Below are 11,841 nucleotides of genomic sequence, written 5' to 3'. Positions count from 1 at the left end.
CCATGGCAGCGGCACACACAGACCCAGAAACTGCACTCGACACGCTCATCGAAGCGGGCGCTGTCGATGAGTCCGACAGTGGCGAACTGACCGTCACCGACGACTTCCAGAAAGTACTGGCGTTGTATCACGACATCTACGGTGCGGTCTCCAACGAGGAGTTCTACAGCACCGTTGGAGACATCTTCAACATGCCTCCGGACGAGGCAGAGGTCGAAGTAGACAAACGGGGAATCACGCGCGAGGACGTCATCGCGTACCTCGCAGCGAAGTCGTTCCTCGACATTCCAGTCGAGCAGGAACTGCTCTCGGTGATGGCGTCGATCATCGTCGAACTCGAACCGGCCTCGTCGGTTCCGGAGGGACTGTTCGAACTTCGAGACTCGACGTTCGAGTCGTTCCTCGAGGTGAACGACGAGGTGGTCGTCACCGTGTGGAAACGGTTCTGCGAACCGTGTGACGCGATGAAAGCCGAACTCGACGAGATACAGGCGCGTATCCCCTCGGCGGTTGCGGTCGCCGGTGTCGATGGCGAGGCCGCAGACGACTTTTGCCGGACCTTCGATATCACGTCCGCACCGACGGTGGCGTGCTTCCGTGACGGCACGCTCGTCGAGAAACAATCCGGGCTGATGTCCCCCGACGAAGTCGAGGAGTTCGTCGCCCGCGTGTTCTAATTTTAGGCGCGATTCGGAACGCCCGTCACCATGACGGGCCGACCCGCGTTGAGAATAACCGTCTGCGTCACGCTTCCGAACAGTGCCTTTCCGGCCGGCGAGCGCTTTCGCCCGCCGATGACGATGAGGTCTGCGTCCTCTTCCTCTGCGAGTTCGATGATGACGTCGGCGGGGTCACCCGAGGCCTCGTTGACGTCGTACTCGATTCCGTGCTCGTCGAGATACTCACCCGCTTCTCGAATCGAGCGGATCTGTGTCGCCGACGCGCCGCTGGGATTGTCGGTGAAACTGTGGACGAGTGTCACTTGTTTTTCTGACGCATCGCCGGGCATCTTTCCGACCTCTTCGACACATGCGAGTGCGTGTTCCGCGTCGTCGTCAACGCCAATTACCACGTGGTACATACTCTCACCTCTCCGTGACCGCTCTTAGTAGTTGTGCCGATTAATCATCAGAATTTGCCGCTGGCGGTCGATTCTATCGTCTCACACTGCGTCGTCGTCGATTCGTTCTGAGACGAAGACGACGAGGACGAGCGGCAGGCCGAGGACGAGCGCGAGAGTGAGCGCACCATAGGCCGCAAAGCCGACTGGTGTCGGGGGGAACGGAATCAAAAACAGGAACCGTGGTGCCGAGAGACCCGAGACGAACGTCCCCGTCAAAAAGCCCGCGACTCCCGCGACGACGACGAGCAGAGCGTACAATCCAAGGACGAACCGCCGACCGCCAACGTTCGAGCGCACAGACGGGATTCGGAGGCGAGTCTGGATAGTGGTTGTTATTCGCCAGCGGTCCGACTCGCACCGATGAACCTTTTGCTCCACGCCGGTAAGCCTCGACTATGTCTGATACGGACCTGCTCGGTCTTATCCTCGGGACCGTCGCGGTGTTGATGTTCGTGACCGGTATCCTGCTCGTCACGTAACTCGAGACCGAACCGAGTCGCGGACGGAGGCGACTCGCGGAACCGTCGTTTTTTCATCTGGTCAGAGCCACAGGTTCGGATACTCGTCGATGAACGGTCGAGTTTTACCCAGCGCGTGTAAGTGGCGCGTCCGCTCTCGACTGCCGCGCTGAAAAAATGGATGCGGTTCGTTACTCGTCCGAGTCTTCGGAGCCGACACTATCGGATGCGCTCTCCGATGCGACTCCGCCGTCGGTTGCGAGCGTCTCGTCCTCTTCGCCACCGTCCGTGACGGCGGTTTCGAGGCGACGTTCGAACCAGGTCCACTCGGAGGTGAGCAGACCGTCTTCTTCGAGTCCCCACGGGTCGCCATCCTGGATGGCCGGCCCTTCGAGCCACGACTGGACGATGTTCCAGACGAAGATGAGCTGACCGATGAGCAGGATGAACGCACCGACCGTCGCAATCTGGTGGAGCGTGGCGAACTGCGGCAGGTACGTCGCGTAGCGACGGGGCATGCCGCCGTAGCCGAGCAGAATCATGGCGAAGAACGTCACGTTCGTGCCGACCATCGACAGCCAGAAGTGCCACTTACCGAGGGTCCGCTGGTACATCCGGCCCGTGTAGATTGGGAACCAGTAGTAGAGTCCCGCGAAGCCTGCGAACGCGATGGCACCCATGACGATGTAGTGGAAGTGACCGACGACGTAGTAGGTGTCGTGGAGCACGAGGTCCACCGGAATCGACGCGAGGAAGACGCCCGTCACGCCGCCGATGATGAAGTTCGAGACGAAGCCGATACAAAAGAGCATCGGCGTCGTGAGTCGAATCTTCCCGTTCCACATCGTCGTAATCCAGTTGAACGTCTTCACTGCGCTCGGAATCGCAATGGCCAGCGAGACGGCCATGAACGACGCGCGGAGACGCGGGTCGATACCCGTTGCGAACATGTGGTGCGCCCAGACACCGAACGAGAGCACACCGATGGCGAGCGTGGAGTACACGACGAACTTGAACCCGAAGAGGCGACGACCCGCGAAGCGGGGGAGCACGAGGCTCACGATACCCATCGGGGGCAACACGAGGATGTACACTTCGGGGTGACCGAAGAACCAGAACAGGTGCTGCCAGAGGATTGCCCCGCCTTCAGCGGCGAAGAACATCGTTCCGAGGTTCCGGTCGAGAAGCAGCATGACGATTGCGCTACCGAGGAGCGGGAACGCGAAGAGGATGAGACCCGACTGGGTCAGAATCGTCCACGAGAAGATGTCGAGGTTGGCCCACGAGACTTTCTCGTTGCGCTCGGTGAAGATGGTCGCAATGAAGTTGATGGCACCCATCGTCGCCGAGACACCCGAGAGGTGCAAGCCGAGGAGCATCAGGTCCACACCGGCGTTCGCTTGGTTACCTTGACCGATACCCGCCGAAAGCGGCGTGTACATCGTCCACGCAGTCTGCGCCGGAATGAGGTCCGGGATGGGGAAGAACCCCGCCCAGATGAGCAGCGCTGCGGGTGGCAGCAACCAGAACGCGATGGCGTTGATTCGCGGGAATGCCATGTCATCCGCGCCAATCAGAAGCGGGATGAAGTAGTTCGAGAACGCCGCGATAATCGGCGTCCCGAACAGGAAGAGCATGGTAATCCCGTGACTAGTGAGCAGTGAGTTGTAGAACGTGTTCGAAATGACAGTCGATGCTGGGTCCGCGAGTTCGACGCGCATCGCCATAACCATCAGGCCACCCACGGCGAACGCAATCAACCCGTATGTGCCGTAGAGTAAGCCGATGTCTTTGTGGTCGACAGTCGTCAACCAGCGGATAAGCCCAGCAGGCTTCTCCTTCGAGACGTACTGCTCTTTGGTACTTCCGACGGCCCCACCGCCCGCGAGTGGGGTGTACGACCGCCAGTCTTCTATCCGCGCGAGCCACGCGGCGACGGCGATGAGAAAGGCTCCCATAAGCACCGTCAGTGCTAGCTGTCCGTTGACCTCCATAGAAGTGGCTGAGTAGTGCAGGGTAATGAAAGATTCGGGAACGCGCCGCGTTTCGAGGAGGGTTTACGCAGTATCGCCTTCGACCGCAGAGGCGCTTTCGTCTTTCGGTTCTTCGAGCTCGCTTTCCTCTTCGTGGAGTGGTTCGATACCGGGGACGGTCGCTGCTCCCGGTGGGTAGACTGTGCCAGTTTTTTCTGCGCCGGCGATTGCCTTCCCCGACAGATACGTGAGAACTGCCAGTGCCACGAACGGGACGATGAGAAGCGCGAACTGCAGCCCCGACGGCAGCGATTCGAACCCGAACGGGTTGACGACGGCGAAGGCCACCACGAAGAACAGGATGATGGCCAGCGGAACCATGTTGACCACCAGGTCGAGCATGGTATCCTTGTCGAACGTCTTGTTTGCCATACTCGAATGCTCGGGGACGCCCGACAAATAGATTGTTGGTTTCCGCTCTCAGTTCGGCACCCCGACCTCGCTCGTCTCGAAAGCGTCAGCGCTCCTTTCGAAAACGAATCGCGGGAGTCAGATGTCCTGTCGTTGGTCTCGAACGAACAGTTCGAAGACGACGCCTCCGAAGAGGAGAAGCGCCCCCGACGCGATAACTGCGTAGCCACGAGTCACGAGGTTACCGCCCACGAAGACGAACAACCCACCGACGACGAACAGGAGCACCGCGAGCACGGCGAGCGATTTCCAGATCGATTCGACGTATCCCGACTCCTGGAGCATTCCTGCGACACTCCCGCTGAAGAGAAGCAAGCCACCGACTGCGAGCGGGAACAAGTCGAACAGGAGACCAAGTTCGGAGAGCGGGATACCGAGGGCGACGAATACCGGCCACGGGCTGGCCCTGCGGTACTGGTCCGAGAGTCCCGGCGTTTCGTCCATGCCGGAGGCTTGGGCTGTACAGTAACAAGCGCTTCGGAATGGACGCCGTCAGGGGACGGAGATTCCGTGACGCGCGAGAAAGTCGTTGACAGCGCGGATTTCGACCGGACTTCCGATGATTCGGCACGTCCCGTCTCCGCTCGGGAACACCGTCACGACGAACTCTTCTTCCAAGTCGTCGAGAATCTCGTCGAGCATATCACACGGCAGTACGATTTGCGTGCTGTCTCGGAGCATCGCAGGGTCCGGCATCGGTTTCCAACGGCAGGTCGTATTGGTCCTGTATAACCGTGCCGATATTGCCTCTAAGTGTGTACAGACCTGCGCAAATCTGCACTTCTGGCCGAGTTTCTCTTATTTTTGAATGTTCGTCTCGGACGACGGTGGCCCCCGTGATTCTCGGTGAATTCGGCTTCAGTCACTCGATTACGAGGTGATTATTGCCGTTTTGTCGGCGCGCGCTCGAAGGAAAGGGTTTTTCGACAGACACGGCGGAAGTTGTGACGATGGGACTGGAGGAGGAGATCGAAGACATCCGCGAGGAGATATCCAGTACGCCCTACAACAAATCGACCGAGGGACACATCGGTCGGTTGAAGGCGAAACTCGCGGAGTTGAAGGAAAAACTCGAAAACCAATCCTCGGCCGGCGGTGGCCAAGGCTACGCGGTCGAGAAGACTGGAGACGCGACCGTCGCGTTAGTTGGCTTCCCGAGCGTCGGGAAATCGACGCTCATCAACGCGCTCACGAACGCCGAGAGCGAGACGGGTGCATACGAGTTCACCACGCTCAACGTGAACCCGGGGATGTTGAAGTACAAGGGTGCGAACATCCAGATTCTCGACGTTCCCGGCCTCATCGAAGGGGCCGCAGGGGGTCGCGGTGGCGGACGCGAAGTGCTCTCTGTCGTTCGCACGGCCGACCTCGTGGTGTTCATGCTCTCGGTGTTCGAAATCGACCGCTACGAGCGACTGCAAGAGGAGTTGTACGCCAACAAGATTCGACTCGATTCGACGCCGCCCAATCTCTCGATTACGAAGAAAGGCAAAGGCGGCATCCGCGTCACGAAAAGTGACAGCGTCGAGTTAGAAGAAGAGACCATCAAGGGCGTCCTCCGAGAACACGGCTTCGTCAACGCCGAAGTGACGCTCCGCGGCGAGACGACTATCGACGAACTCATCGACGGCATCATGAAAAACCGCGTCTACCTGCCGTCTATCGTCGCCGTCAACAAAGCCGACCTCATCGACGAGAACTACCTCCCGACGGTCGAAGAGAACCTCCGCGAGGTCGGTCTCGACCCCGACGAGGTGACGTTCATCAGCGCCGAAGCAGAGAAGGGTCTCGACGCGCTGAAAGAAGACATCTGGGAGGCACTCGGTCTCATCCGCGTCTACATGGACAAACCGGGTCGCGGCGTCGATTACGACGAACCCCTCGTCCTCCGAAAGGGAGACACGATAGACGACGCGATTACCAAACTCGGCGCGAAACTCGAAGAGGGATTCAGATTCGCGCGCGTGAGCGGTCCGAGCGCCAAACACGACGAACAACAGGTCGGCCGCGACCACGTACTCGCCGACGAAGACGTCCTTCGCGTCATCACGACGCGGTGACGCCGGTTTGCGACTCTCCGCTCTGCTGTCGCGTGTGACGCCCGCAGAGAGACGACTGCTCCTCGTCCTCGGTGTCGGACTCCTGCCGTGGTCCGTGCAGGTCTTTTCTACTGGGCCGCCGACGCTGCTGTTCGCGTGGGGACTGGTGAACCTCGCTCCACTCAACGTGACCACGCTCACGGACTTCCTCTTTCGATTCACGAGGGGGCTTCCAGACTTCATTCTCGCGTGGCCACTCGGCGTCGTCTGCTATCTCGTCGCGCTCGCCAGCGCCGTCGTCGCCGTCTGGCTTGGTCGAGAGGACGTTCGGGTGACCGCCGCCGGCCTCTTTCTCGCTGGCATTACGCAGTTCGAGGTCGCCCGCGGTTTTTCGATTCAACCCGGGCGAACCGCGTGGCCCGTCGGGACAGTCTTCTTGTGGGCACTCGCCGGGTATCTGTACTGGTCGCGTGCGTCTTCGCGTACGCGCGAATGAAGAACTCGCGTGCTGAGAGAACCGAGTTTCAGTCGTCCGCCGCAGCACCGGGACGGTAGCTCCGACTGACCTTCTTCCACGTCCCCGTTCTGAATCGGTAGTAGTTGAGCGCCGCTGGGATGGTCGTCTCGGCGAGGAAGGCGAGATACAACCCGGCGAGTCCGAGACTCGTCGTCGCCCCGAGATACGCGAGCGGAATCGACCCGCAGAACATCCCGAAGAACTGGCTTCCGAAGGTCCAGCGGGTGTCGCCGCTCGCGTCGAGTGGCCCGGCAGACCCGCCGGAGACGCCCTGTAAGATGACTGCGACGCAGGCGACGTAGACGAGCGTGACCGCGGTTGGAACGACGCGTCCACCCGAGTTTTCCACGAAGAGGGCGACGATTTGGTTTGCGAAGAGGGCGACGAGCACTGCCGAGACGAGGTAGGTTGCGACGGCGAATCTGATGATTTCGTTGCCGTAGGCTTCCGCCGTCTCCTCGTCGTTGTCGCCCAATGCCTGCCCGACGAGACTGGACGACGCGAGACCGAAGCCCCACCCCGGCGTGTTCATCAGTCCCCAGATGCGCCGCGTGATGACGAACGCGGCGACGACGTCGGTGCCGAAGATGGCGAGAATGGCGAGCATCGGGAACTCTGCGACGGTCCAGACCAAGCCGCGGCCCATCACAGGGAGGCCGATTTCGACCAGGTCACGGAGCGTTCGCAAATCGACGTACGACCCGAAAAAGTCGATTTGGACGGGGAACTCGCCGACTCCGGGAAGCGACCCACGGGAGAGACCGAGAATAAACCCTCCAGTGACGATGGCGTTCGAGAGGACGGTTCCGAGCGCGGCACCTTCGACACCCAGGCCAACGCCGAAGATGAATACCGCGTTCATTGCGATGTTCAAAAGCGCGCCGGTCGCTCTGAGCACCATCGCCGTGTACGCGTCGTCGGTGCCGACGAGGACGCGACTTCCGACGAGGTTCAACCCCGCGAACGGGACGCCAAATCCAACGATGCGGAGGTACGCCGCACCGAATTCGATCGCCTGCTGGTCGTTCGTGAGGACGGACAGCAACTCGACCGGAAACGACCAGAAAATCGCCGTGATCGGAACGGTTGCGAGGACGACGAGCAGTCCACTGGACCGGACTGCAGTCCCTAACTGTTCGTACGCTTCTGCGCCGTATCGCTGGGAGACGAGTGCGATAGTTCCCCCCGCGACACCGCCACCGATGGCGAATGCAAGCCCCCAGAACGGTCCCGCAAAGCCGACACCGGTAATCGCAACCGGTCCCAGCACGATTCCGACCATCGCCACGTCCACGGCGTTTTTCGACATCCGGGCGAGACCCGTGATGATACGCGGCCACGAGAGGTCGGCGATGCGGACCGCACGCTCACGGTCAACCAATCCGGCTCGTGAGAGGAGGAGACCGATGCCGACGATGAGGGCACGAATAGGGTTGGGGACCGAAGGCACTACCGGTCGTTCACGTGGTCACTATTTAGGGCGTACGCAATCGGCACGCCGTTCCCCAATGAGAGGCCCTCACACGGCCACGCGGACCAGACACAAGGTGTTCCGCGTCCGGTACGTTTTTCGACGCGGCGAGACTTGGTTGAACCATGTCAGGAACCCTCGACCACGTGATGATGCGCGTCGAAGACCTCGAAGAATCGCTCGATTGGTACACGACGCACCTCGACTACGAGGAGAAGGGTCGGTGGGAAGCAGACACGTTCACGAACGTGTACCTCGGTCCCGAAGACCTCCACGAAGAGGGCGCCGTGTTGGAACTGACGTACAATCACGGCGACCACTCCTACGAACTCGGCGACGCGTGGGGACACATCGCGGTTCGCGTCCCCGAAGACGAACTCGAAGCGTCGTATCAACAGCTCATGGACGAAGGCGTCGAGGACTACCGCGACCCAGAATCCTGCGGCGGCCGCTACGCCTTCGTCAAGGACCCGGACGGCCACCAGGTCGAAATCGTCAAGCGCGATTACGGTGAGAAGTGGAGTCTCGACCACACGATGATTCGCGTCGAGGACGCCGACGAGGCACTCGGCTTCTGGACGCGAAAGTTCGAGTACGAACACACCAGCCGTTGGGAATCGGACACCTTCGCCAACTACTTCATGAAGCCAGCGGACGCCGCCGAAGAGGCGATGGCGGTCGAACTCACCTACAACTACGACGGCCGAACCTACGACATGGGCGACGCGTGGGGCCACCTCGCGGTCCGAACCGACGACCTGCACGACTACTGGGAGACGCTGATGGTCCGCGAGGCAGAAGACTACCGTGACCCAGAGTCCTGCGACAACCGTTACGCGTTCACCAAAGACTTCCAGGGTCACGAAATCGAAATCCTCCCGGCTGATTTCGAATCGCCCGAGTAACGCAGTTTACACCTCCTTTTCGCCTTTTTCGAAGTCAGCGTTAGACGACTCTCTAGTTACCAAGAAATTGCACTAATCCACAAAGTATTTACCGCGAACAGACTGTGTCCGAACTGTACCCCTACCCAAGGTGTCTCGAGCGAGTAATCTGGTGTCCACTACCCAGGACGATTCAGACTGAAAGCTTGTTTCACCGCTTATAGATCAATCTATAACAATGAAAGGAAACAAACAAATTCGCGCAGTCCTGCTCGCTGCGTTGATGGTCATGTCGGTCTTCGCCGGCTCCATCGCGTTCTCGGGCTCGGCTGCCGCGGACGCTGAAGGCGTCACTTTGGCCTCCTCATCTGTTGAGGCAGGACCTAGTGCGTCTGTTGGCGTCACATCGGTAGCAGAAACCGACGGAACAGCTAACGACTACTATGTGTGGGTTGACGTGAATGGCGACGGTGTCTACAACACCTCCGAACCACTCGTGTCTTCCGCAGACCCCACCAACTTTGCCAACGAGCTTGACGTCTCGGACCTCAGCACGGGTACGTACAACGTCTCTGCTCTCAACAGTTCCTCTACCCTGAGTGGCGGCGAAGTTGCAGACTTTAACGCGTCTGATGCATTAACGATCACGTCTGCATCGAACCCTTCGTTCCTCTCCGCAATCCACTACCAGAACGGTACGGATGAGGCAGACGCTGAGTTCGAAATTGCATTCAGCGAGAACGTGACGGTTAACGACATCAACGTTAGTAACGGTGACGGCGACGACTTCACCAGCACTACCGATGTCACGAACGGCCGCGTCCTCATCGAAGTCAACGACGTCTACACGGACGACTTCGAAGTTGAGTACAACGTCTCTGACGACTCCGGTAACACGGTCACCGGTACGAAAGACGTCACGTTCGCACCTGTGTTCGTCAACGGCACGAACAACGCGACGGCCTACAAGGGCTCCGTCGTTGCAGTCGTCTCGAACTCCACGAACTCTGACGTCGAAGTCAACGCGGTTGACGACGACAACAGCTACCAGTTCGACGGTTCGACCGGCACGGCTAGCAAGGTCTTCCTGTTCAAGACGTCCAACCGTGACCTCGGCGAGTACGAGTTCACGTTCGACGGTCAGACTTCCTCGGTTGACGTTCGTGACCTCGGTCTCGACGTCACCGTGGACGAACTGAACGTCACCGACGAGGACGACGTCACCGGTACGGTCACCGCCAACGCGGGCGGCCGCACCGTTGACGTTGTTGTCCTCGACGAAGACGACGAAGAAGTCGCATCCGACTCCGTTACGCTCAACGGTCAGGGTGAAGGCGACTTCAACGTCGAAACGCTCGACGCAGGCGAGTACACGATCGAAGTGACGGACGTCCTCTCGGGCGTCACCGTCTCCTCTGACACGGTTACGGTCACGAAGGCTGCTGACTCCTCGGCAGACTTCGAGACCTCCGTTGTCACCGAACAGGTCGGCGACATCGCTGAAGTCACCGTCTCCCTCACGGGCACCTCGACGGCTAACGTCACCATCGGTTCGGACGACGTTGGTTACACCGCAGAAGTCGAAGTCTCCGACGAGGACGACGACGGCGAAGTTGTCCTGCTGTTCAACACCTACCAGCCGAACGTTGCAGGTTCGTTCACGGCTGACGGTGACGACGAAGTCACTGACACCAACATCACGACGGAAGTCCCTTCGGGCGACCTCCTCGATGCTGGTGACTACGACCTCGAAGTCGCTACGGGTGGCGACGCGGACAACGTCGGTACGCTCGTTCTCGAAGAACGCAGCACCGACTCCCAGGCTATCTGGACCGCACCAACCGGTACGGACGTCGCTGACGCTGCTGACGTCTACGACGCAATCGAAAACGGTAACGTGACCGAATCCTCCGAGATCGCAAACGGCGACATCGTCGTCCACCAGATCTCGGCAACTGGTCTCGAAGGTGCATTCGAAGCAGAGAGCTTCGATGACCTCGCAGGCACGCAGTTCAACATCACTGTCGAGCAGACGAACCCTGGTCCGAACCGCAAGGCCAAGGTCCTCGGCATCAACAGCACGAGCGCTACGGTCATCGCTGACGGCGAGAACGACACGTACTTCGTGGTCTACGACCTCGACGACGTCTCGGCCTCCCGTACGGACTTCTACAGCAACGCTTCTGGTGTCACCCAGCTCTCTGTCGCTGACGGTGACTCCTTCAACGCGACGTTCACCGTCCTCGAAGACGGTGACCTGACTGAAGAAGAAGACGGCGAGTCCGTCTCCGCAGACTTCGACGTTGTCGAGCCTGAGATCAGCCTCGACAACGACGAGATTACGGTCAACGCTGCTGCAGGCCAGACGATCTCCGGCACGGCTACTGTCGCACCCGGTACGGCGCTGACGTTCCGCGTCCGCTCGTCGGGCGACACCCAGCCACGCTTCCTGAAGACTGGCACGGCATACGTCCAGGCTGACGGAACGTTCTCGGCAACGTTCGACTTCAGTGAACAGGCAGTTGACGACACGTTCGACGTGACCGTCTCTGTCGACTCCGGCGACGCTGCTGACGCAACCGCCGAAGGTACGGTTGGCCAGGTCGAGGAAACGACGACCGAGGCAACCGAAACCACGACTGAAGAGCCAACTGAGACCACGACTGAAGCAACCACTGAGGCTACGGAAGAGCCGACTGAAGAGACGACCGAGGCTACGGAAGAGCCGACCGAGGAACCCACCGAAGAGGAAACCTCGACCGGCACGCCCGGCTTCGGCATCGCAGTCGCTCTGGTCGCACTCGTCGCAGCTGCACTCCTCGCAGTCCGCCGCGACTAACTTCAGACGCTAACTAACCGGGAACTTCCCGGTCCCCTCAATTTCTTTATACACTACCCCTACAGC

12 protein-coding genes are annotated in these 11,841 nt (G+C 59.9%); 5 read left to right on the top strand and 7 right to left on the bottom strand.

Translation table 11 applies throughout. The features are described from left to right. The first annotated feature begins 2 nt into the window (after positions 1–2). A complete protein-coding gene (locus ACFQJC_RS11850) occupies positions 3–677 on the top strand; it encodes a thioredoxin family protein (RefSeq protein ID WP_390223719.1) in 675 nt (224 codons plus the stop codon). A 2-nt stretch (positions 678–679) separates the two neighbouring features. Here the strand turns inward: ACFQJC_RS11850 and ACFQJC_RS11845 are convergent, their stop codons facing one another. The 6 genes from ACFQJC_RS11845 to ACFQJC_RS11820 all read right to left on the bottom strand — a co-directional run bounded on the left by ACFQJC_RS11845 (position 680) and on the right by ACFQJC_RS11820 (position 4,721). Beyond that, a complete protein-coding gene (locus tag ACFQJC_RS11845) occupies positions 680–1,081 on the bottom strand; it encodes a universal stress protein (RefSeq protein WP_390223717.1) in 402 nt (133 codons plus the stop codon). An 81-nt stretch (positions 1,082–1,162) separates the two neighbouring features. Continuing rightward, positions 1,163–1,420 carry a DUF7520 family protein gene (locus ACFQJC_RS11840; RefSeq protein ID WP_390223716.1) on the bottom strand — a complete coding sequence of 86 codons (258 nt, stop codon included), beginning with the start codon at positions 1,418–1,420 and terminating at the stop codon, positions 1,163–1,165. 352 nt (positions 1,421–1,772) lie between these two features. After that, positions 1,773–3,539, bottom strand: a complete 1,767-nt coding sequence (locus tag ACFQJC_RS11835; RefSeq protein WP_390225603.1) for a cytochrome c oxidase subunit I — start codon at positions 3,537–3,539, stop codon at positions 1,773–1,775. 99 nt (positions 3,540–3,638) lie between these two features. Then, on the bottom strand, positions 3,639–3,986 hold the full coding sequence (locus ACFQJC_RS11830) for a DUF6684 family protein (RefSeq protein WP_390223714.1): 348 nt from the start codon (positions 3,984–3,986) through the stop codon (positions 3,639–3,641). A gap of 117 nt (positions 3,987–4,103) precedes the next feature. Continuing rightward, a complete protein-coding gene (locus ACFQJC_RS11825; RefSeq protein ID WP_390223712.1) occupies positions 4,104–4,469 on the bottom strand; it encodes a DUF7541 family protein in 366 nt (121 codons plus the stop codon). Positions 4,470–4,517: 48 nt separating this feature from the next. Further along, positions 4,518–4,721 (bottom strand): VNG_1110C family protein, encoded by a 204-nt coding sequence (locus ACFQJC_RS11820; RefSeq protein WP_390223710.1) that lies wholly within the window; start codon positions 4,719–4,721, stop codon positions 4,518–4,520. Positions 4,722–4,975: 254 nt separating this feature from the next. On the opposite strand from ACFQJC_RS11820, the gene ACFQJC_RS11815 reads away from it, so the two are divergent. After that, positions 4,976–6,085: an OBG GTPase family GTP-binding protein gene (locus ACFQJC_RS11815; protein ID WP_390223708.1), complete on the top strand. Its 1,110-nt coding sequence runs from the start codon at positions 4,976–4,978 to the stop codon at positions 6,083–6,085. A gap of 34 nt (positions 6,086–6,119) precedes the next feature. Beyond that, positions 6,120–6,560 (top strand): TIGR04206 family protein, encoded by a 441-nt coding sequence (locus tag ACFQJC_RS11810; RefSeq protein WP_390223706.1) that lies wholly within the window; start codon positions 6,120–6,122, stop codon positions 6,558–6,560. A gap of 28 nt (positions 6,561–6,588) precedes the next feature. On the opposite strand, the gene ACFQJC_RS11805 is transcribed toward ACFQJC_RS11810, so the two are convergent. Then, entirely contained in the window at positions 6,589–8,031 is a 1,443-nt protein-coding gene (locus ACFQJC_RS11805; RefSeq protein ID WP_390223704.1) for an MATE family efflux transporter, read from the bottom strand. Between the two features lie 146 nt (positions 8,032–8,177). On the opposite strand from ACFQJC_RS11805, the gene ACFQJC_RS11800 reads away from it, so the two are divergent. After that, positions 8,178–8,957 carry a VOC family protein gene (locus ACFQJC_RS11800; protein WP_390223702.1) on the top strand — a complete coding sequence of 260 codons (780 nt, stop codon included), beginning with the start codon at positions 8,178–8,180 and terminating at the stop codon, positions 8,955–8,957. Between the two features lie 217 nt (positions 8,958–9,174). Then, positions 9,175–11,775: an ArtA-dependent S-layer glycoprotein gene (locus ACFQJC_RS11795; protein ID WP_390223700.1), complete on the top strand. Its 2,601-nt coding sequence runs from the start codon at positions 9,175–9,177 to the stop codon at positions 11,773–11,775. Positions 11,776–11,841 lie beyond the last annotated feature (66 nt).

Origin of the sequence: Haloferax namakaokahaiae (genome assembly GCF_042663225.1) — an archaeon.
Lineage (GTDB): Archaea > Halobacteriota > Halobacteria > Halobacteriales > Haloferacaceae > Haloferax > Haloferax namakaokahaiae.
The sequence above is the reverse complement of the archived record's forward strand: the minus strand, read 5'-3'. Positions and strand labels throughout refer to the sequence as shown.